This window comes from Vibrio sp. YQ_11 (genome assembly GCF_043103065.1).
In the GTDB taxonomy this organism is placed as follows: Bacteria; Pseudomonadota; Gammaproteobacteria; order Enterobacterales; family Vibrionaceae; genus Vibrio; species Vibrio parahaemolyticus.
Map to the genome: position 1 here is coordinate 305893 of NZ_JBICJM010000050.1, position 23163 is coordinate 329055.

General features: G+C 40.1%; 17 protein-coding genes. 10 read left to right on the forward strand and 7 right to left on the reverse strand.

The window, feature by feature from the left end:
* The first annotated feature begins 113 nt into the window (after nucleotides 1-113).
* From ACF8EG_RS23085 to galK, 8 genes are all read left to right on the forward strand, one after another.
* The gene (locus ACF8EG_RS23085) at nucleotides 114-827 is read left to right on the forward strand and encodes a sugar ABC transporter permease (protein WP_269465938.1); all 714 of its coding nucleotides are present in this window, start codon (nucleotides 114-116) and stop codon (nucleotides 825-827) included.
* Nucleotides 828-843: 16 nt separating this feature from the next.
* Nucleotides 844-2091: a glycosyl hydrolase 53 family protein gene (locus ACF8EG_RS23090; protein ID WP_025789579.1), complete on the forward strand. Its 1248-nt coding sequence runs from the start codon at nucleotides 844-846 to the stop codon at nucleotides 2089-2091.
* Nucleotides 2091-4157 (forward strand): beta-galactosidase, encoded by a 2067-nt coding sequence (locus ACF8EG_RS23095; RefSeq protein ID WP_025789578.1) that lies wholly within the window; start codon nucleotides 2091-2093, stop codon nucleotides 4155-4157. The genes ACF8EG_RS23090 and ACF8EG_RS23095 overlap by 1 nt, the downstream gene beginning before the upstream one ends.
* 148 nt (nucleotides 4158-4305) lie before the next feature.
* Nucleotides 4306-5568, forward strand: coding sequence for a maltoporin (locus ACF8EG_RS23100; protein ID WP_031501606.1), 1263 nt, complete (start codon nucleotides 4306-4308; stop codon nucleotides 5566-5568).
* A 169-nt stretch (nucleotides 5569-5737) separates the two neighbouring features.
* Complete coding sequence (locus ACF8EG_RS23105) at nucleotides 5738-7459, forward strand: methyl-accepting chemotaxis protein (RefSeq protein WP_077201842.1); 1722 nt, start codon at nucleotides 5738-5740, stop codon at nucleotides 7457-7459.
* 43 nt (nucleotides 7460-7502) lie between these two features.
* The gene (galE, locus tag ACF8EG_RS23110; RefSeq protein ID WP_025789575.1) at nucleotides 7503-8522 is read left to right on the forward strand and encodes a UDP-glucose 4-epimerase GalE; all 1020 of its coding nucleotides are present in this window, start codon (nucleotides 7503-7505) and stop codon (nucleotides 8520-8522) included.
* Nucleotides 8523-8598: 76 nt separating this feature from the next.
* On the forward strand, nucleotides 8599-9651 hold the full coding sequence (locus ACF8EG_RS23115) for a UDP-glucose--hexose-1-phosphate uridylyltransferase (RefSeq protein ID WP_025789574.1): 1053 nt from the start codon (nucleotides 8599-8601) through the stop codon (nucleotides 9649-9651).
* Between the two features lie 117 nt (nucleotides 9652-9768).
* Nucleotides 9769-10932 (forward strand): galactokinase, encoded by a 1164-nt coding sequence (gene galK / locus ACF8EG_RS23120; protein WP_025789573.1) that lies wholly within the window; start codon nucleotides 9769-9771, stop codon nucleotides 10930-10932.
* 88 nt (nucleotides 10933-11020) lie between these two features.
* On the opposite strand, the gene ACF8EG_RS23125 is transcribed toward galK, so the two are convergent.
* The 4 genes from ACF8EG_RS23125 to ACF8EG_RS23140 form a co-directional block, all read right to left on the reverse strand.
* Entirely contained in the window at nucleotides 11021-11449 is a 429-nt protein-coding gene (locus ACF8EG_RS23125; RefSeq protein ID WP_025789572.1) for a hypothetical protein, read from the reverse strand.
* A gap of 156 nt (nucleotides 11450-11605) precedes the next feature.
* Nucleotides 11606-12091, reverse strand: coding sequence for a hypothetical protein (locus ACF8EG_RS23130; protein ID WP_033007198.1), 486 nt, complete (start codon nucleotides 12089-12091; stop codon nucleotides 11606-11608).
* Nucleotides 12092-12148: 57 nt separating this feature from the next.
* A complete protein-coding gene (locus ACF8EG_RS23135; RefSeq protein ID WP_025789570.1) occupies nucleotides 12149-14572 on the reverse strand; it encodes a DEAD/DEAH box helicase family protein in 2424 nt (807 codons plus the stop codon).
* A 701-nt stretch (nucleotides 14573-15273) separates the two neighbouring features.
* Nucleotides 15274-15717, reverse strand: a complete 444-nt coding sequence (locus ACF8EG_RS23140; protein ID WP_025789569.1) for a hypothetical protein — start codon at nucleotides 15715-15717, stop codon at nucleotides 15274-15276.
* Between the two features lie 189 nt (nucleotides 15718-15906).
* On the opposite strand from ACF8EG_RS23140, the gene ACF8EG_RS23145 reads away from it, so the two are divergent.
* Both ACF8EG_RS23145 and ACF8EG_RS23150 read left to right on the forward strand, forming a co-directional pair.
* Nucleotides 15907-16290, forward strand: a complete 384-nt coding sequence (locus ACF8EG_RS23145) for a hypothetical protein (protein ID WP_025789568.1) — start codon at nucleotides 15907-15909, stop codon at nucleotides 16288-16290.
* Nucleotides 16291-16310: 20 nt separating this feature from the next.
* Nucleotides 16311-16586: a hypothetical protein gene (locus ACF8EG_RS23150; protein ID WP_006071685.1), complete on the forward strand. Its 276-nt coding sequence runs from the start codon at nucleotides 16311-16313 to the stop codon at nucleotides 16584-16586.
* Nucleotides 16587-16820: 234 nt separating this feature from the next.
* Here ACF8EG_RS23150 and ACF8EG_RS23155 read toward each other — a convergent pair whose 3' ends face one another.
* The 3 genes from ACF8EG_RS23155 to ACF8EG_RS23165 all read right to left on the reverse strand — a co-directional run bounded on the left by ACF8EG_RS23155 (nucleotide 16821) and on the right by ACF8EG_RS23165 (nucleotide 22656).
* On the reverse strand, nucleotides 16821-18581 hold the full coding sequence (locus ACF8EG_RS23155) for a UvrD-helicase domain-containing protein (RefSeq protein WP_025795726.1): 1761 nt from the start codon (nucleotides 18579-18581) through the stop codon (nucleotides 16821-16823).
* Entirely contained in the window at nucleotides 18581-20533 is a 1953-nt protein-coding gene (locus ACF8EG_RS23160) for an ATP-dependent endonuclease (RefSeq protein WP_025795728.1), read from the reverse strand. Before ACF8EG_RS23160 ends, ACF8EG_RS23155 begins: the two co-directional genes overlap by 1 nt.
* An 812-nt stretch (nucleotides 20534-21345) precedes the next feature.
* Nucleotides 21346-22656 carry a type II toxin-antitoxin system HipA family toxin gene (locus tag ACF8EG_RS23165; protein ID WP_025795729.1) on the reverse strand — a complete coding sequence of 437 codons (1311 nt, stop codon included), beginning with the start codon at nucleotides 22654-22656 and terminating at the stop codon, nucleotides 21346-21348.
* Nucleotides 22657-23163: the final 507 nt, after the last annotated feature.

A 23163-nucleotide genomic window follows, 5' to 3' on the forward strand; every position in this document is an offset into this window, starting at 1 on the left:
GTAATCGCATCCGATTGACATTGAGTTACGGCCTAATTTTGTTGGTATCAGTGATCATTATTTACCCGTTAGTGTGGACGGTTGGAGCGTCATTCTATCCAGGTAACAGTATCATGGGTGAGTCCATATTCCCGGATAACCCGACTCTGAGTCATTATGCCACTTTGTTTGCTAATGACAAAGTAGCTTACCTGACCTGGTTCTGGAATAGTTTGAAAATCAGCTTTTTGACCATGGTACTAACGCTGATCAGTGTGTCATGTACGTCATATGCGTTTTCACGCTTTCGCTTTAAAGGAAGGAAAAATGGTCTAATGCTGTTCCTTCTGTTGCAGATGATCCCGCAATTCTCCGCCCTAATTGCGATATTTGTCTTAGCTCAGATGTTGGGATTGATTAATAGCCATCTTGCATTAGTACTGGTTTATGTTGGTGGCATGATCCCGATGAACACGTATTTAATGAAAGGTTACTTGGACGCGATACCGAAAGACCTGGATGAATCAGCAAAAATGGATGGTGCGAGTAATATCCGTATTTTTTTGGAAATCATACTGCCTATTTCAAAACCAATTATTGCAGTAGTAGCCTTATTCTCTTTCACGGGTCCTCTAGGCGATTTTATTCTCGCTACAACTATTCTAAGAACACCTGAAAATTATACGTTACCTATCGGTTTATATAATTTGGTCGTAGAAAAAATGGGGGCGAGTTATACCACATATGCAGCGGGTGCTGTGCTTATTTCAATACCTGTAGCGCTTCTTTATCTATCACTACAAAAATACTTTGTATCTGGCTTAACAGCAGGTAGTACAAAAGGCTAATACTAGAGAGAAAAATATGAATACAAAATTTAAGGTTGCACTTATTAGTGCGGCAGTGGCTTTGGCTGGCTGTCAATCTGTAAATACTTCAAATAATAACAGCTCTGATATTAATGCTGATGTGGATAATACTGTTATAACTGCTCCTGTTATAACTGCTCCAACACTGAGAGCTGATTTTATTCGTGGTATGGATATCTCCATGTTGCCTGAAATAGAAAAATTGGGTGGGAAATATTACCAAGTTGGCAATGAAAAAGATCTGATTAAAATATTAAAAGATAGTGGAGTTAATTCTATTCGCGCACGTTTGTGGGTAGACCCAATGTCAGCCACTGGTGATGTATTTGGTGGCGGTAATAACACGTTAGAGCGTTCCATTGAGCTTGGTAAACGCGCACAAGAAAACGGTATGTCATTCCTGCTTGATATCCATTACAGCGACTTTTGGGCTGACCCTAAAAAGCAACAAAAGCCAAAAGAGTGGGAGCAACTTACGTTTGAGAACCTAACACAGAAAGTCTACGACTATACAGCAGAGGTGATGAAAGCACACCAAGCTGCGGGTGTCGTGCCAGACATGGTTCAAGTTGGTAACGAACTGAATGGTGGCATGCTTTGGCCGGAGGGTAAGAGTTGGGGTCAAGATGGTAAGGAGTTCGACCGCCTGTCACTGCTTTTAAAAACCGGCATCCAAGCGGTTCACGACAACGACAGTGGTAAAGACATTCAAATCATGTTGCACCTCGCTGAAGCCGGTGATAACGGTCTTTTCCGTTGGTGGTTTGATGAAATCACCCAGCGTGGTGTCGATTTTGATGTGATTGGTATGTCTTACTACCCGTGGTGGCACGGCCCAATTGACAAAGTAAAAGCCAATATGAATGACGTCATCAGTCGCTACAACAAGCCTGTTGTCTTGGTCGAAACGTCTTTCCCGTTTACCACTGAGAATGGTGATTCGTTAGGTAATAGCTACTCCGAGGCGGGGCCGATTGAGGGCTACAGTGTGTCAATTGAGGGCCAGGCGCAATACCTGGCTGACATCATGACGCTGTTGAATGAACTGCCTAACGAACTAGGTTTAGGGATTTATTACTGGGAACCCGCATGGTTACCAATCGATGGGGCAACCTGGTCAACAGGCGCTGGCATGGACTATAGCGGGGACAAATGGGACATGGGCAATTCATGGGAGAACCAAGCACTGTTTGATTTTGAAGGTAACGCACTACCGTCATTGAAAGTATTTAAAGGTCAATAATGAACAATAAAAAACACATCATTCCAAAGATAAAAGGCTTGCTCCATGGAGCAGATTACAACCCTGAGCAATGGTTAGACAGACCTGATATTTTAGCGAAAGATATTGAACTGATGAAGCAGACGAATTGTAACGTTATGTCTGTCGGTATCTTCAGTTGGTCTGCTCTTGAGCCTGTTGAAGGTGAGTTTCAGTTTGAATGGCTCGATAACGTACTGGATAACTTGGCAGACAATGGGATTTCTGTATTCCTGGCGACACCGAGTGGCGCGCGTCCTGCCTGGTTGTCTGAACGATACCCTGACGTCCTTCGAGTCAACAGCGCACGTATTAAACAACTGCATGGAGAACGTCATAACCATTGTTACAGCTCACCGAATTACCGTGAGAAAGTGAGCATCATGAACGCTAAATTGGCTGAACGTTACAGTCAACATCCTGCGGTGATAGGCTGGCACGTTTCAAACGAATATGGCGGCGATTGTCACTGTAATTACTGCCAAGAAGAGTTTCGTTTGTGGCTGAAAAACAAATACGGCTCCCTATACAATCTTAATAAGCTGTGGTGGAGTGCGTTCTGGAGTCATACTTACACCAGTTGGGAACAAATTGAATCACCATCTCCCGTTGGTGAGAACTCCGTTCACGCACTGAAGTTAGATTGGAAACGATTCTGTACTGACCGCGTCTCGAACTTCTGTGAGCACGAGATTGCACCGCTCAAGTCGATTAATCCTGATCTGCCTACGACGGCAAACTTCATGGAGTACTTTTACGACTACAACTATTGGGAATTGGCAAAGTCAATTGATGTTGTTTCTTGGGACAGCTATCCGCTTTGGCACCGTGACGGCGATGAAGTTGCGCTCGCTTGCTATACCGGGATGTACCATGATTTGATGCGCACACTGAAAAACCAGCCATTTTTACTCATGGAATCAACCCCAAGCCAAACTAACTGGCAGCCAATCACTAAGCTCAAAAAAGACGGTGTCCATCTGCTTTCCTCATTGCAAGCAGTCGCTCATGGCTCTGATTCTGTTCAGTACTTCCAGTGGCGAAAAAGCCGCGGCTCTGTAGAGAAGTTCCATGGTGCGGTGATCGACCACGTTGGTCATGCAAATACTCGCACTGGTCGAGAAGTGACAGCCGTTGGTGAGTATCTTAAACAAATTAATGATGTGGCGGGAACGAACACGCAGGCCGAAGTGGCGATCATTTTTGATTGGGAAAACCGTTGGGCAATGGATGATGCTTCAGGTCCTCGCAATGAAGGCATGCACTACGAGCAAACCGTGTGTGACCATTATCGAGGTTTTTGGCAGCAAGGTATTAGCTGCGACATTATAGAGCAGCTATGTGATTTTACTCCTTACAAGATCATTGTTGCACCTATGCTGTACTTAATAAAACCTGGCGTAGCAGAACGTCTGGAAGCATTTGTGGAGCAGGGTGGGACGTTAGTCGCGACTTATTGGAGTGGCATCGTTGATCAGAATGACCTGTGCTTCTTGGGAGGTTTCCCTGGTGGAGAAGGCAGCCCATTGCGCCGCACGTTGGGTATTTGGACTGAAGAGATTGACTCACTCTATGACCATGAACGCGTATTGTTTGAAATGGAAACGCACTCTGGTTTTGGCTTCAGTGGTGAATTTAAGGCCAAGCACTTAATGGAACATATTCATTTAGAGACGGCAGACGCTCTGGCTTATTACCGTGAGGATCTATTTGATGCTTGTCCGGTCATTACTAAGAACCAGCTTGGTAAAGGTTGTGCTTATTACATCGCTGCACGTACAGAGACAGAGTTTAACGAGTTATTTTACATCTCTCTTGCTAATTTACATGGAATCCGCAAGCCAATTGAAAACGTGCCTTACGGGGTGTCAGTGACAACTCGTGAAGATGAACAGTCTCGCTATTTGTTCATTATGAACTTTTTGAATGATCCGCGAGATTTGAAAGTTCCGCACGGGAATTGGATAAATGCAAGTACAGGTGACGATATTCAGGAGAATATTAAACTTCAACCCTATCAAGTCATCGTTATCAGAAATTATAAATAGCTATCCCGCCTGATTATTTAGGCGGGCAATGAATAACAATATTTAAAAATAAGATGAAATTCATCTTACGGGTAAGTATTGCCTAAACAAAGGATATGGCGATATTTACCCAGCCAATAACTCAAAAGTAATACAAAAGGAAATTAAAATGAAAAAAGCAACATTGACAGTCGCTATTTTAGGTTCTTTATTCGCCACTCAAGTTTCAGCAGTCGATTTCTACGGTTACGTACGTGCTGGTTTGGGAGCCAGTGCTGATGGAGGCGGTACCAAAGGAGGAGATGAGTTTTATAAAACGACATTGGGTCGCTTGGGTAATGAGTTTGATACTTATTCGGAAATTGGATTAGGCCAAGAGTTATTTAATGCAGATGGTCGTTCAATGTACTTTGAAAGTATGTTTGAAATGTCATCGGAGGGGAACCTAGAGTCTGAAAATAGTAAAGATGACAGTGCCAACTTTGGTATTAAGCAGTTAAATGTTCAAGCTAAAGGCTATATCCCATCTTCTCCTGATGCCGTTATCTGGGCTGGTAAACGCTTTTATCAACGTCATGATATCCACATTATAGACACTAAATACTGGAATATTTCTGGCTACGGTGTGGGTATCGAAAACATCAAGTTAAATACCGGTGCGATTTCAGCAGCGGTTATCCGAGCCGATAATGAGTTGGCCGAGTGGGATGATACTGGCAATAAAACGAGTTACGGAGATTTGAATACTTACTTCTTAGATTTACGTTACGCTGGCTTTAGCCCATGGGAAGGCTCCTGGACTGAATTCGGTGTTGACTATGCAATGGTTAACCCAACGGATGAGCAAGAAGACGCCGCTGAGAACTTCGATAACGGTTTAATGTTAACTGCTGAACTTAGCCAGAGTTTTTCATTGGGGTATAACAAGTTTGTGCTCCAATATATGGACAAAGGACTTGCACAGAACGCTATCTCACAAGGGGGGGGCTGGTATGACATCTGGAGTGGTGATGTCAGCGATGCAAAAGGGTTCCGCTTTATCAGTACTGGTGATTTGAACTTAGGCGAGAATGTCGTGATCAACCATGTTCTAACTTACGGTAACGTGAAAGATCATGGGGACTGGTTAGATAAGGAAGAGTTGTTCTCATTTGTAGCTCGTCCAACTTACAACTGGTCGCCATACAATAAGACTATGTTAGAGGTCGGCTACTTTGACCAAGAAAAAACTTGGGATTCAGGCTCCGAAGACAAGTTTAGTGGCACAAAATTCACTATCGCACACGCCATCTCAACGGGAGAGTCTTTCTTCGCTCGTCCAGAAATCCGATTCTTTGCGACTTATTTGAAAGACAATGAGGGCGACTCATTTGACAACAATAAGAGCAACGACACCATCAACTACGGTGTACAAATTGAGGCTTGGTGGTAATAAATAGAAATTGCCATTTTACTACTTAGATAGGCCTGTTTAGCTCCATTCTGGCCTATCACATCGAAATCCTTTGCCATTTGCTCTTGAATTGGGTCGTATTCAGCCGGAGGGGGCGGAAAATATGTCTATATTTCCATTTCAAGAGCCTTTTTACATGGACTGATGTATGAAACCACTGTCGTTAAAAAATAAGATTATAATCTTATTTGGAATATCATTAATAATTACTATCGTAACTGCTTACTTTAGTGTTAAATATATTATTGGTGATTACATCAATAACTCATACGACAGTCGTATGGTTAGCAATGTAAGATTGATTAGCAGTGAAATTAAACAGTCAATCGAACGCGATATATCGGTGATAGAGAGCCTTGATTTTGGCGTAATTGGTATTCGTGATACTAAGCAAAAACTAGGTTATGAACAAGTTGTCAAGCTTGTCAATAAGACTGCATTAAGTGATAAAGGAAGCTTAGATAAAGAGCAATCCCAATATTATATCGATTTGGCTCGTGACCATCAAGAAGGCATAAAAATAACACAAATTTTTTCTGAAAGTGGTCAGGCAAAAGTAATTATTTCGAAAAAGAAACATAGTGTAGTAGATTTTTTCACTATCAACTTGAGTTTGATTGGGGAACTTATACAGCGCTATAGTGTTCCAGGCGTTTACTTTGAACTACTCGATGAACAAAGCAATTCTATTTATTCAACTGGAAAGTTAAATTTAGAATTAAAGCAAACTGATGTTGTTACTGTTGCTGGTTCAAATTGGTATTTACGCTCGTATATTGACTACAGATATATCAAAAAGATTATCGATGGTATAAACCAAGATATTACAAAGTATATGTCACTTTGCGCTTTTATTATGCTGGTTATTAGTTTGATAATTCTTAATTTTCAATTAAACCCGCTATCTAAGTTAAAGAATTTAGTGGAGAATTTGGCAGGTCATGATGCGGACTTAACCCAACGAATTAATATTAATCGCCAAGATGAAATAGGCCATATCTCTAACTCAGTGAATTGTTTTATAGATAATCTACAGGCTTTATTTAAAAAAATATCCAGGTCAAACGTCGCCAGAGAAGAACTTGATGTTCAAATTGGACGGAATGTTTCTACTGTCTCCCGTTACAGCAAGCAAAGTGAGAGTCTGTCTGATGCTATAAATGATATTCGACTGTCATCATTAGATATTCAGCAACAAACTCAACAAGCAATGGAGTTAGCGCAGCAAGTAAGTAGTCGGGTGAGTGAAGCGGTCGTTAAAGGCAATATTGCTGAAAATATTGTGATCACCTTAGGTGAGAACACTGACAAAATATCTTCCTCAATCGGCGTGATGGATACTGTCTCTCAGGGGATCAGTAGCATTCTAAGTTCTATTCAGAAAATTGCCGATCAAACTGATTTATTAGCGTTAAATGCTTCCATTGAGGCTGCAAGAGCTGGTGAGTCAGGAAAGGGTTTTGCTGTTGTCGCTGAAGAAGTTCGAATGCTCGCGTCGAAAACTCGAAGCAGCACCATTGAGATTGATGAATTTCTTGTTCAGTTTTCCGACTCGTCGGAGCAACTTATTGGACAAATGTCTCAAGTTCTAAAAAGCAGCGAGCTAAGTCGAAATCGTACGTTAGAAGTTATTGATCAAATTCAACTGGTTGAGAGTGCCGTTAGTGAAATCAATACCATCAATTCTGGCATTTCCCAAGCGTCAGATATTCAGTGTGAAATGATGAAGAAGCTGAACTCGGAGATTGAGCTGTCTAAATCTTTGAGCGATGAAATTACTCACAGTGCAAATGCTATCGCGAGTGTTCATGGAGATATCAGCCGAGTTTCTTCAGCACTAACGAAAGACGTGGCGGTTTTCAAAGTTTAACTACGAAACTAACTAATTTGAAATTATTCAAGGAGAAGCAAAAGTGAAAATTCTTGTTACAGGTGGTCTGGGCTACATCGGCAGTCACACATGCGTGCAGATGATTGAAGCGGGAATGGATCCAATCATCATTGACAACTTGTGCAATGCCAAGGTCGAAGTTCTCAGCAGAATTGAAGCGTTAACAGGCAAGCAACCTACGTTTTATCGAGGCGACGTTCGGGATGAAGACTTCCTGGATTCGGTATTTACGAAACACGAAATCCAAGCTGTGATTCACTTTGCTGGCTTAAAAGCGGTGGGCGAGTCGGTCGTTAAACCATTGGAATATTATGACAACAACGTCAATGGCTCACTGGTATTGGCACGCAGCATGCGTAAAGCGGCCGTAAAAAGTATTGTGTTTAGTTCATCTGCAACGGTTTACGGCGACCCGGACATCGTACCTATCACTGAAGATTCGCCAACTGGCACAACTACCAATCCATATGGCCGCAGTAAATACATGGTGGAAGAGTGTCTGCGTGATCTGTTCAATGCTGAAAATGATTGGAGTATCACTTGGCTGCGTTACTTTAATCCAGTTGGTGCTCATCCGTCTGGCACTATGGGAGAAGATCCACAAGGTATTCCAAACAACCTGATGCCATTTATTGCCCAAGTTGCCGTTGGTCGTCGTGAAAAACTGTCTGTTTTTGGAAACGATTACCCAACACCGGATGGTACGGGAGTTCGTGACTATATCCACGTTATGGACTTAGCTGATGGCCACATTGCTGCACTCAAATCCGTAGGCGCAAAGTCAGGACTACACATTTATAACCTCGGTACAGGTAAAGGCTCAAGCGTGCTCGAAATGGTTGAGGCATTTGGCGTGGCTTGTGGTAATCCAGTTTCTTACGAGCTTTGCCAGCGCAGACCCGGTGATATCGCTGAGTGTTGGGCGAGCACTGAAAAGGCAGAGCGAGACCTTGGCTGGAAAGCAACACGTAGTGTTACGGAAATGACGGCGGATACCTGGTTATGGCAATCAAATAATCCTCAAGGTTATTCCGCTGAGTAATTTAAGCCGATCTGCAGATCCAGTCTCATCGAGATGTGCAGTGAAAAGAACGTATTTTGAAAGTTGAGTAAATAAGATGTCGAATGTTGAATTTAATCCAGTGGATCATCCACACCGTCGTTACAACCCGTTGACTGGTCAATGGGTTTTGGTATCACCACACCGGGCAAAACGTCCATGGAGTGGTGCTGATGAAAAGCCTGCGATGGACGAACTGCCGACTTACGACGGCAAGTGTTTCCTTTGTCCGACCAACGAACGTATTTCAGGTGACGTGAACCCTGATTACCAAGGAACCTATGTGTTCAATAACGATTTTGCGGCTCTGATGGTGGATTCACCAGATGCACCTGAGTCGGACAACCCATTATTCAAAACTCAGGGGGTACGTGGTTTGAGCCGAGTAATCTGCTTCTCACCGGATCACAGCAAAACGTTGCCAGAACTACCAGTGAATAAAATTCGGGATGTGATTGATACATGGAATGAGCAAATTGAAGAGTTAGGTAAAGATTTCATCTGGGTTCAAGCTTTTGAAAACAAGGGTGAGACCATGGGGTGTTCTCAACCACACCCACACGGGCAGATTTGGGCGAACAGCTTTTTACCTAATGAGATCGAACGTAAAGAGCATAACCTAAAAGCGTATTACCAAGAGAAAGGAAGCAACCTACTGGTTGATTACGTTCAGGCTGAGTTAAAAGACGGCTCACGAATTGTTGTTGAAACCGAACACTGGGTTGCGGTTGTACCTTACTGGGCGGCCTGGCCATTCGAAACCATGTTGCTTCCAAAAACACACATTCGCCGCATGTGTGAGTTGAACGATGAGCAACGAGATGATCTCGCTATGGCTATCAAAAAGTTGACCAGCCGTTACGACAACTTGTTCCAGTGCTCTTTCCCTTACTCGATGGGCTGGCATTACGCGCCGTTCTTCGAAGAAGGCACAGATGTTGACCATTGGCAGCTGCATGCGCTGTTTTACCCGCCACTATTACGCAGCTCGACAATTCGTAAATTTATGGTGGGTTATGAAATGTTGGCAGAAAGCCAACGAGATTTAACTGCAGAGCAAGCGTCACAGCGTCTGCGTGATTTAAGTTACGTTCACTACAAAGAGCAGTGATTTAGTAGGTTCTAGGATCCTAGAACCTAAAAAACAGAAAATCAAACAAGTGGTTCACGAGCGCGAATGAACAAAGGGTTCGGGGATCTAAATACAATTTGAAACCGAGATTTAACTATGTCAGATCTAATCCAAAATGTGAAAGCTTCTTTTGAGCAAGTATTGGGCTATGCACCAAGCCATATCATCCAAGCGCCGGGTCGCGTCAATCTGATTGGTGAGCACACTGACTACAATGACGGTTTTGTCCTGCCGTGTGCTATTAACTACCAAACTGTCGTTGCTGCCGCAAAGCGTGACGACAATCTAGTCCGTGTGGTGTCTTTTGATTACGGCAATGCTGTGGATGAATTCGATATTAGCCAGGATATCACTTTTCAAGCAGACAAAATGTGGGTGAACTATATTCGTGGTGTGGTGAAGTGCTTGCTTGATCGTGGTTACTATTTCACTGGCGCTGATATATCAGTCAGCGGAAATGTACCGCAAGGTGCGGGTTTAAGCTCGTCTGCGGCGCTTGAAGTTGTCATCGGTCAAACGTTTAAAGTGTTATTCAATCTGGAAATCAGCCAGACGGAAATCGCGCTTAATGGCCAACAAGCAGAGAACGAATTTGTCGGTTGTAATTGCGGTATCATGGATCAAATGATTTCCGCGGAAGGTCTTGAAAACCACGCAATGCTTTTGGACTGCCGTAGCCTTGAAACGGAGCTAGTATCAATGCCAGCAGATATGGCGGTCGTGATCATCAACTCGAATAAAAAGCGTGGTCTGGTTGATAGTGAATACAACACGCGTCGTCAGCAATGTGAAGAGGCGGCACGTACTTTTGGAGTTAAGGCACTGCGAGATGTGACTATTGAGCAGTTCAACGAAAAAGTCTATGAGCTAAATGAAATAGTAGCAAAACGTGCGCGTCACGTGATCACTGAAAACAATCGCACAGTCGAAGCGGCAAAAGCGCTCCGTTCGCATAATATTAAACGCATGAGTGAACTTATGGCTCAGTCACATGCTTCGATGCGTGATGATTTCGATATTACAGTCAAAGAGATTGACACTCTGGTTGAAATGGTTAAAAACGTGATTGGCGAGCAGGGCGGCGTACGTATGACTGGTGGTGGTTTCGGCGGTTGTGTAGTGGCATTGGTTCCGCAAACGCTGGTTGACGAAGTGAAAGCAACCGTTGAATCTAAGTATGAAGCTGCGACGGGCCTGAAAGAATCAATTTACGTTTGTCAGGCAAAAGAAGGCGCTGGTCTTGTTGAAGTCTATAAGTGAAACAGGTAAGTTACTAAGTAAAGCCAGCTTGCAAACGCTGGCATAGTTCAATCTGGGAAAAGAACAACAAAGAGAAATGTTCACGATTTTATGAAGTTCGATTAGGCTGAACGTGATTTAGCCAGTCGTTAATTGAGAAGGAACAACAGAAACCATCTATTTCGGAGTTGTTATCAACATCATCAAAAAGATAAAGTTGAAGTTGCCCATTATCAGTTATATTTCTAAAGTGAGATTTATTGAGAGCAAACACTACGTTTAAAATGTCTTCCTCACTTTCAATCTGACATAGAAGCATGCTTGAAAAGGTTGCCATAATAGCAGAACCATCATTCAATTTTACATACGAAAGGAGTACTAGCTCCATAGATTGTGCAAAAGTAAGGCACAGGTCTAGTGGCGAAGTGATATGTAACTTTCTGCCGTTTAAACGAATGTCATGACTAGTGAATAGAGGGCGGTTAATCAAAGAAATTTGATTATTTGACTGTTCTTGATAGCTCTTCAAATTTTGCATAATAAATCCTTAATAAACTTACCCCAAAAACTTCGTTTATTGTAGATTTATTAAGTGACACGCGGGGTGTTTAACACGTCTGTTTTTAAATTATAACTGATGATGATTAAAGTCAATTAAATTCTATAAAAAGTGAAGGTTTATTATTTTAATTATTTAATCATCACAATAGAGTTCTTCGTAATCGATAAGATGCATGTTTCTATCAATCCGTTTTAAATCTTCAAAAGCAAAAAATTTCTTAGCTAATCGAATGGCGTAATAAGGTTCGGTCGTATTTGAAAGTATTAACTCTCGACTATGAGGAACATGGACAAACTCAATACTGCCAAATCTAGTCTTATAAAAGCCCGATTCACCCGTTGTGCCGAGAATTAAAATCATCGGGATCTGAGAGATAACACTCCATCTTGAAAGGGCATCTTCGAAAGATATATAACACAGTTCGCCTTCTCGCAGTGACAAAGCTAGTTTGTCAAAGAAATCAGGCGGCAATGTCGAACGCAAGTAAACAAATCGCTCAAAATCAATACTGACGATGTAGTCGTTTTTTGCAATGATCTGCTCAATATCATCACTTCTAAAGATTGAGCAGATCTCATCACGTCTATAGATAAACTTTTCTTTACGCCGATACTGCATTTCGAAAATCATTTTCATAGATTAAAAGGTAGAATTGCTTAAAACCGAACAGAATGATTACATAATAGCTTGTTTTATATCAAGTGAAGTTTCATAATAATCATGTTTATTGAGTATCGATGGATACGCGTGTGAATTTAACCAGATGTTATACTTTCTATAATTCCCGTTTGTTTTATGATCAACTTCAGTGTCAAACCCGAGTTTAGAAAGAAAATCATTTATTGCCCGTGTTTTATAGCCTTCAGAATGTGACTGTGAAGTGATGGGCTTCAACATAGTATTCATCGAACTCAGTTTTTTACAGAGTGCGGAATTACCATTTAATAACTGGTTGATGATATCATAAGCTTCATAATAACTGGATTTAGGGATAGAATGCTTCTGGTCAATACGTTCAATAGATATGTTTAAAGTTTTAAAAAGAACATTCATCAGATTAAAAAGGGGCTGGTCTGATGTTTTAGTCTGGCGCCACTCAGTATATTCTTGCAAATGTTCTAATAACGAAGCTTTGTTTCTAGAAAATGAGATTGCGTCGTCAGTCAAATAATCAATTTGAATATGCAACCTTTCTGAAATCACTCTCTTTTCAGCAGCACTCAGTTGCAAGTTGTTTGCTTGGCCTGATTGAATGACTTCATTAGCTTCATCCAGGTCAGTGACATGTTCAGGCGCGTTATAAATCGATTCGTTAACTGAGGCCCTGTATACTTCTTCAAGCTGCTTTTGCAGCAGAGATTCATTGGCATCTTGTTTTGCGTAGTATTCTTCAGCGTTAACTCGAAAACCTAACGCTGTCGCGGTGCGCTTTAAAGATAAAGGCATATTATGGCGCGTATGCGTCGAGATATGATGGATAACGTGCTGCATGTGTTCGAAAGTAAACGAACTATTGATTGGTTTACCAGAAGAATCTATGTTTTTGTACTCATAGGGGATAACGTTGTCGGTTTGAATACCGTAAGTAATTTCCTTTGCTTGGCGAAACCTTCTCCCCATCTGAATGAGTCCCTTAGGTGTGAGTATGCTATGTGATATAACTAAAACCTTATCTGTGTAATTGGTTTCGATACTGACTGCTGAATCGATGTAGGGCGAGTATAAGATTTGCTTGTACAAGAAACATGAAACGTTTGGGGTAGCTAGATATTTACGTACAGCATCAGTATTACAAGTATCACGGGTAACCACTAGATACCCAGCTTCCAGTGCTTTTTCAGCACAGCCTTTACCTGAAGATTTAAGGCCGATCGAAAACAAATATTGGTACAAAGCTTCTTTCTTATCGAAAGCAATCACCTGATAAGCGTTATCTTCGTTCCTGATTGCGTTCAGTACGGTATCTCTATTCACGAGGTTGATGTTGATGTCAGAATATTTTCCGCCCTCGACTTTATAGAACTGATAATCGTGAATTCCTGTAGACTTAACTAATTCAGCCGTGATGCAGTTAGTGCTGTCAGCATCCATCATGATAACTTGCTTCGCGTAGGTGATGACCGTTTTTAAAGCGTTAAATGATTTTGCTTTCAGTCGTTCATTTTTATAATGATTACCGTCGAGTGATAAGAAGCCTTTTTCGCTCTCATCGAAGATAACTAAATCGCAGCCGAGTACATACTGCAGCATGTTAGGCAGTGAGTTTGTGGTTGAAACGATGATTTGTGCCTCTTCAAGCTTTCTTAATGACTTAGTGTTGTGATTTGCTTCCTTCGCATTGGGTAGCAGCGTTGAGATCTTATAATTTATGTTATTATTGATTTCGTTTTTATGAGCAATGATGGCAACTCTTAAGTTCGAATCCTTTTTCAGAAGATCACGAAGATAATTATCAATGACATACGTTGTTTTCCCCGTCCCTGTTTCAGCAGAGATAACATTAACTCGGTTTAACGATAAGTCGATGTTGTTTAAACAGGAAACCGTCTTTGCTTCTGAAAAGTTCAGGGACAGAGTGATCGCTTCATTCTCCTTTAGCCTGACGGAGCGTAAACGCTGATTGATCTCATCGTCACTGATTTCAAAGAATGTTGAAGCAAAAGACTTCACAAAATCAATAGATGCAGAAGACGTTTGCACAGCTTTTCTGAGCAGCTTGAACGCATGCTCTATTAACTCATCACTGTTGATGTCTAGCTTACATGCCTGAGACGTTAAGTAGACTTCTTGAAATATAGGGAGCATATCGATCAAATCTATCGGGTGGCCTGAGATGAGCAACTCCTTTTTAAATCGGATGGCTGTGGCTATGGCATCGATGATTTCGTGTAAATCAGTCGATGCGTAAATACAGATTGAACTCACACAACGGTTGTAGACGTGGTTATTAATGAGTACTTCACTCGGAGATCGTATAGCTAAGTCATCACGTGCTTCGGTATCTTTTATAACATCCTTTTCATTCTTAGTAATGTGAAGTCTAATATTTTTGTTTTTTAAAGGTGTAGCTGTGCTGATATTTTTATAATAATATTCCATGATTTAATCTCGATTAATTAGTTTTTAAAATTCTAATTAATAAATAACGACAAAATCAATCTATTTTTTAATATTTTTTATAATGTCTATTTATTCTTTGTATTTCAATGATTTAATTGTTATTGGTTTTTATATTTTAATTTTAATATTCGATGATATTAAAATTAAAATATAAAGGCTAAATGAGTTCTTACGTTGTTAATAATATTATTTAAATAATATTACTCCCATGTATAACGAACTGTTCAGGTTGTAACTTAGTGTATTTAAGTTTAGAAATATGACTTACTTTGACTTATGATCGTATAACAATGTGTCCATTTCTGTATTGTATATATAATAGAGAAATGTAGATGTGGACACTGAGAGCCTGTATTCCTAAACATAAACTCTTAATTGTCATTGAATTATTGAAATATGCATGCGGTAGCATGCTAAATTTGCTGGTTGTTCATTTTGAGTAAAAGTTAACCTTTGAATGGCTATCGACCTATGTGTCCACATTCTCAAATGTATATATAATAATAAATGGAGAAGTGGACACTCAAAATTAAGCATTAAATCTATATGCCACTTGCGAGGTACTATGCATCAGTAGGTAGACTCGCTCTTTGAGCGAGAGTTTCAATAGATGAGTACGTGATCATAACTCCAGTAAACGAATGGTGATACTTAATGATATTTAGACTTAAACTCTTAAACTAAAGGTTGTCATCCTCAACGATTTCATCGGTTTTAAAGTCTTTCTTAGTCAGTTTTGTACCATTTTCACTATTGTATCTTTCAATTGCTGCCGCCAGTTCACGTGATGCTTTACCTTGGGATCTTTCTTTAAAAACATCTTCTCCTACTTTAAATTTAACAAGTGGTGCTGGTTTTCGCTTCGTTGCGGTAGAAGACTTTGAACCTGTTAAAATTTTATACTTTTTTTCGAGTTCGTGAGGGATTTCAAAGTCAATTACTTGTAAAGCGTGTATGGCTGCTTCAACAGCCTTCACTTCTTGCGCAGTATTAAGCTCATCTATAACGTGGCTAACTCTATCACGGATTGCTTCTAACTCTCCCAGAGATAGTTCTAAGCCTCGGATATTATTGCGACTATTAAATATTTCTATGGCTGCTTCTTGTTTTTCAGTCAATGTCATTAGTTTTATTCCTATTAGATGTACAATTGCCAATACTCCAATTTTAAACCAAACTTAAAAAGTGTGGAAGTTTTTAATGATTAAAAAATTTTTGTTTGATTTATATTTTTGTTTTTATATTTACAATGGTTTTTAAATGTGGTTTATTAAAAGGGCATTAAGCATCTTATTGATTTAAAGGTTACCAAAATGAATCGTCGTAAATATGTATATAAAAACCCAAAACTAAACCTTGTTAAAAGTCGTTTAAATGATGGTTTAAACCCCAGTGTTGATTTAAATCCTTTTGATGATTATTTAATCTCAGATTGCGAAGCATTACTTAAAGCGAACAGTTTAACTGTTGAAGAACAGCAGCAGCATAGAATTAAACCAAACGCATCATTCTCCAATAAAAAATCGGCTAACTGTATGTTGTCGAGTCAATACCATATTAAAACGGATAGACTCCAATCAGCGCAAAGCAACCAAACACAGAAAGAATCTCGTGTCCCTGGACTCTATGGTTGCAATCGTTACAAATCAAAACGAAAAGAGCAAGTCAAAGAAAGTGAAATGTTTTGTTTCTTTTAATGTGAATCGGGATAGATATTATGACGAAGCAGCATCAATGTGAACAAATGCCTGAGGAAGTTCAAGTGTACTATACAGATCACTACACAACTGAAGAACAATGGTTTTTGTTTGTCTCTGAAACCGCAACAGAAATGGATCTAGAATTAAGTCATGAACTTAATGAGGTAGGAGAGTTGCTGTGGCAAACTGCTTTTAACATCATTCATTGTCCGTATTGCGGCTTGAAATTTGAAAAAACTACACAGAAGGTTACTGCTCATTTTCATAAAGCTGTTAACTATAAACTGATTTAGTCGCTTTACTTTTGTATTTGTCATGCTTATCAGCATGACTAAAACCCTAATTTTGAGAAGCGGTTAGGCCTTGTTTGAGCTTTGATAGAACCGCTCATAGCAATCTATGATCACAGAAATCTATGCTCTCGGTAAACTCGGCTTAGCCCCAAAATGAGTCAGGCCAACAATATTGAAATTAGTATAGGTAATGTAAAATATGCTCAATTTTTGAGTTTGACCTTTGTAAAATGTCTAAAGTAAGTGAAATCCCATATCTTTTAATCTTGTTTTATCAGCATCATTTAAAGTTTTCACAGCCCATATTAAACAGTGTTTAGGCCTTGATGAGGCAACATATGCGAACCTAGCAGCCTCACTGCTTTGACTATCAATCCAACTGCGCCAATGAGAACCAGGCTGCCCACCTGCGCGTGCCGTTGAAATTAGCATGGTGACATCGTGTGTTTCGCCTTTCGCTCCATGAATTGTAGTCTTTCGGTGCAATGTTGTTGTTTTAGTTGTTTGTCCTAAAAATGTGTCAACTTGGTTGCCTGCTTGACCAGAGGGCGATGCCAAATTTACATTATTTAGTGGGGATATGACTTGGGCAATCTCTTGTATGATGAACTTTTGACTTGATAGGTTTCGAACTAATGTCTTAGCACTACGTACCCAATTTGACCAAGAACCTGTCATTTGTTTTAGGTTATTATTGGTGAAATACTTAAGTGATGAACATAAAAACCTTCTCCATGCTAGGTTAGAGTCTATGCCTTGTGGACAATTGAAACTGTTTGGTTTAATGCACTCTTGTAGATGGTGGCGAATAAACTCCGATAATAGTGTCATGGATTTTTCTAATGCATCCATGTCATCGGGGTCAAATAGCTTTATTGCTAATGCTAGCTTTTGGACGTTGTTTAGCTTCGAAGCAGAAGTTTGAAATTTTTGTAGGATTGAGTGCCCTCTAGAGATAATAGTGTTGTTTTTATAACCGTTACATAGTTTTTCAAATGTGCTAATCAATTCCGTTGGGCAGCTATCATACTGAGCAATGAAACATTTTGGCTCTAACCACGTAACTTGCCCGATAATATCTCTACGACCTGTTAGTTTTTCACATAGGTTGATGATATTTTGACAACTTCGGAAATTGCTAGTTAACTCAAGTGAAACGAAATCGTTGTTTCCTACAAATTTACTGATCTCCTCGGGGGCAACGTCTCTAAATCCATATATAGCTTGGTGAAGGTCACCAACAAAATGCAGTTTAATACCAACATCTGAGAGACATTGGAGAATCATAAGCTGCTCAAAAGAAAGATCTTGGCACTCATCCACAATTATTAACGGATATTTTTTTGCGAATAGTTGAACAAATTTTTCAAATTTCTCTTCGGTAAGTGCTTTCAGTGCTAAATACTCAATGTCTCTATAAGTTGCGTAGCCAGCAGCAAGCATTCGATTTTTGGTTTCTTTTAGGTCTCTTTCTTGCCAGCTTTCAAGGATAACTGCATTTAGTTCTCGATCTTTGATTGAATCCCCAGTATCGAAGATATATCCACCATTTTTCAAGTCCATAGAATAGTGATGTGCATGTATATTGCCGCGACGAGCTATGCCCCACCTTGTTCTAAAACCTAAAGTTGAAGTTCCTTCAATGATGCGTATTGTACAATCGCCAGCTTGCCCACTAAATCCAGTCAACTGAGTTGCTAAAGGATTAACAATATTCTTGTAGATAAAACTATCGAACGTCCCCAAAAAGTGAGGAAAGAGACTGCGTCCAATTGGCAAATATTTCGTAACTCTATTTTTTAATTCGTCAGTTGCACTATTTGCAAAAGATAATACAGCCATACCTCCTGGATACTTACGCCATCTTTTGGCTTCTGTAGCGACTTTTGCTGCTACTACTTCAGTCTTTCCGCTACCAGGGCAAGCTTCTAAAAAGACGTGTCTATTAATATCTGATTCGATATAAGCCTGTTGCTCTTCAGTGAACTCGAACATTACTCTTGTTCCTCTGTTTTCTCCAGAGAACAAGCCCACAGAATGGCATCTTCAATGTATTTAGGAACGCTAATGCTTAGTTTTTCTTTTTCAATTTTATCGGTGAAAACTTGAGCAAAAAGACCTTTGCCAACCTTATCATCATCAATGCGCTTCAGAATTTCGTGGGCAGATACGGATTTTTCCTCAGACGTTTTCGTTGTCCATTCTTGGCCAGCAATCTGATTGAGTGTATCTATTACAGTGCTATTCCCTGTTTTAGGTTTTGGCCAAAGTGAAGCGACAACCTCAGCCATTAGAGCTACGTTATTACCTTCCATAGCCAAATCGTATTCTAGCGTCTTATACTTACTGACAAACAGGCGAGCGTTTTCAGATGAGTTGATTGAATTAACTAATTTAATTGCATGGTTCATGCCTTCAAGTAGATGTGAATCGTGTGGAATAAAGTCGACTTCTTTATCAATGGTTTCATCTTCATTTTCTTCGCTAGCGACTTGGATAGTTTGTTTCTTTGGAGGGTCTAGATCTGTAACGCCAGCACAGCGAACTGGTATATTTAGACCTTCTTGATCTTCTTCATCTTCGAGGTCAGTTAAATTGCAATATAGTCTTATGAAGTGCTTAAAATAAATGCCATTAAGGTTGATGGTCGAAACTCCCAGATCTTCTAAATTCCTTTTCCCGTCACTTTGCTCTTTTAGAACCTCCTTCGCCAGAATGGGAAACAACATTTGTTCTGCAATTCCCTCAACAAGAATGAGACCGCTTGCGAACAACAAGTTTGACTTTGTTACATCCAACCATCGGTTGATAAACTGTATACTTCCGTCAGGAAGTCCGCATGAACGCAACGGTGTGGCTGTTGGCGAACTAGATTTAGATAGGTGGATTATTGAGTCGATTTCCACAGAAGAAGCCAAGACGGTTGAGTGACTGGTGACTATGACTTGAACATTGTTATTTTTATCTGCAACTGACTTTAGATAATTTAGAAGCCTAATCTGCAATTGAGGGTGTAAGTGAGCTTCTGGCTCTTCAATTAGCAATAATTTAAACAGGGGTTGTTCGTCTTCTCCATCATCGTCATTAAGGGTTAGCTCTGCGAGGATTGAAGCTATGTATAGTAGGTTGTTATATCCAAGGCTATTTTGACTTAAGCTTCGGAATAAATCTTGGTCATCCGCTGTCATGTCAGGGAAAAATAGGAGCGTCAAACTTTCGGCTATTTTGGTAAAGTCGCTTTCAGCAAACTGAATTCGAGTTTTCTGTCCAAAATGATGACCTATTGCGTTGACTAAGTGTTCAGTAATAAGTTTGTTTGCTCCTTTAATGCTCAAGCTTTCATCTGTAACCAGAGTATCGTTAAAGTTTTTAAATTGTTCCTCTAAAGGGTGAGGAGTATTGTTTTTTCTACATTCTTTTAATTCTTTGCGGTTAATTGCCTTGAGTAATTTAGATAAGCGTGATTGCCTACCATTGGTGAGTTTAGATTCAGCATCTCTCAATGGTGGCAAGTAAATGCATTGAATTAAGTCGAGTAACTCAGGATCGAATTGTGTGCTTCGAGAGGAGCCTCCCCAAACTAGTTTTTTGTATCTTCCTCTGACTTCTCTATTCTCTGCTTGTAGGTTTAGGACAGCAGTGTCTGTACCACCACTCCAAGGTAGCAATGCAACTTTTTCATCTGAGTCTAAACCTTTGAAATGAGCTTTGATTGAGAATGATGGAGCTATTGGAGAGCCTTGGGTGAATGCAGAATAAAAGTCATCCTGGCTAATACTATATCGCCCAGACTCTGAGTCCTGGAACAATTGCCGAATTGCACTAATTATAGCGGTTTTGCCTGCACCATTTTCACCTACGATAACATTCAAACCAGGCGAGAAAGTAATTTTGAACTCTTCATCAAAACAACGAAAGCCTTTTACTCGCAACTCATCTAAGTACATACATTCCTCACAAATTACTCCAATACATTTATATGCCATAAAGCACTATGCGCATTCTAACATTCTCTAGTACTGACTTTTGTGAGGAGGACAAAACATAACAACGGTATTTAGTTGAAAATGTTGAGTAACTTTTGGAGTTACATTCAAATTAAGGTGCTAATATTTTTGCGGGCTATGAGGCAATACTTAGATTGTGGCATCCCAATATGTAGTGGCGCATATCACTAACAATGAGCGGAGCAGGTCTTGCGTTTGCCTTGTCACTTTACTGATACTATTCCTAATCCAAACTATCCGAGCTATAACAAAACCTCTAGCTTATTTATGTCAAAAAGTGAGTCCAGCAATCAGGTTATGTGATCAGGTAATTATATTTTTATTGGCATAAGCCTATCACTTGACCTATACAGGCACCTTAATGGTAGCGGCACATTATTCATTCAAGGATTATGTTTCGGAAAATGACGCTAATGATGCATCAGAAACCCAGTATGAGAGCGAATTTATAACTATTAATCGTAAGGTCTGAACTTAAGCAGGATCTGGCGGAGATCGTCGGTGATTACAAAATTGATCTCGACGGAGAGTTCCAGAAAACTTACCTTATCCGCTCAGTCAATCACATACGAGTATTTGTTTCTCATCTCGAATTGCCGCAGACTCCGTGGCGATTCTCAAAGTTTGTCATAGAGAATAGTGTCGTTAACGATGTCGGTATATCCGCGACAAGTGTGAGATAACTCGATCACACCATATGTACCTTTCGACCTATAGTCATTACTGTCCAAAATTTTTTACAAACTGATCGGCTAGAGCTTTATTTTGCCAAGAATTCTAAGCGAGTTGCTGACAATGGAATCTATGATTTGAGCAGGAAAGCCGTAGGGTAGGTGGTTAACTACTTGTTCAATAGCATTCGGAAAGGACTCAACAAACTCGTCAAGTATCTCTTGCATTCGAATTGTGCAGAAACCAACGGTTTCTGCTGTTGCAATAAAGTGACGGGGATATACCTTTTCAAGATGCCACTTATTGCCGCTTGAAGTGGATTTGAGAGACATAGCTAACTTTAGTTTACGCGTGTTTATACCTTTGCCATTTGATGCGGGATAGGCTGACATGATGTCGTAGAAAGGTGTTAGTCTATAAGCACCATTGGTCTCAATAAAAATTGAAAAGTTTTTTGAATGACCGTCGGTTGCGCCTATCAACCACTGAAAAACTTGGAAGCGCATGAAGTCATCACGGTCTTTCTCTGCGTTTGTTGAGCCGTTCAATAGCTCCATTATTTCTGCAATACCAATGCCTCCGTCAGCTTGATATTTCAAGTGGGTGGGTACAGATAATGCCTGGCACATATCTTCTTGAGCTAATCTTATAAGCGAACCTGTACTTCTAGACCATGCTCGATCAAACCGTTCAACAACTAAAGATTTCACATTATCAAAGTCTAATATCTCTACGTTAGGTACTTTGAACCCCATTGCTTCTGCTAGTTTGATACAGAGATACTCATTTTCAACGCTCTCAGTCATGTTTAGTGTAGTGAATGGTTGCTGAATAACTCCAATCGGAAATTTGAGAATATGAGTACTTGGAGAATCCAAATTGGGTAAAAACCAATCATTTTTAACCTTAAGTAGCGCGGTTTTCTCTTGCGCCCCTGATATTGTGATGCGGAAGTCATGCTTATTGATCATGCCAAGTGGGTTTTGCTGCTTATGAGCAGTAATGATACTGCGCAAATCATCAACTGAAAGTGGCTCCAATTTGGTTAGAGCAACACTATCCTTAATTTCAGTTTCAGGAACTAATGATAATGAGCCTACGCAGTCTCGACCAGTTGCGTGCAATAAGTCGAAGGTATTTGTTGAGTCGGTGCTATAGCGACGCTGTATGTTCTTGCGTGTTGAAGTTAGGTCGGGTAACAGATTATCAAAATAATTTGCTACAGGGTCACCTTTGTGTGGCTGGCTTTGAAGTGGAAGAGATAGCGAAATCGGGTAGGCATTCGGTTTATCTAACCAATTATCGTCATAGCAAAATTGCATTGAGCCATCGGTAGTCTTGGTTAGATGGCCAATTTTTGTGTTGTTGATATGTGCTATTAATGAAGGCATTGGCTGCTTTGACTCTCGGTTAGAACGGCAATTACTCAGATATCATATTATCGTACTAATAGTCGTTTGTACGGCTCTTTTGGAGATACCAATAACTCAAGTAGGCTGAAATGTTTTAGTAGAGTTTTACCGTTGTCTTTTTTGTTGTTGCAATACTATTTGACGCTCATCCAGTAGGGGGGATTTCTATGTGTTCGGTTGAACTGTGAATTTATTTTAAAAACATATGGTTGAATTCGTGCACGGTGCTCGATTTTTTTGTGTCGGATAGATCATCGTTAAGTACGCGCATGGCGACACAATCATTACCAATAACAATGACTTCTGCAATCCATTTTTGTAACCCCAAGCTAGCGAGGTTAGTTTTGGCTTGTTTATTTACATATCCCTATTAGTATGTGCAATACTAATGGAAATCCAACCAGAGAAGAATTTGTGATTGCCCAGCAGTCGGTTGAGTTGCTTTGATTTCATTTAAAATCAAATAGATAGAAGCGAGCTTTGTGC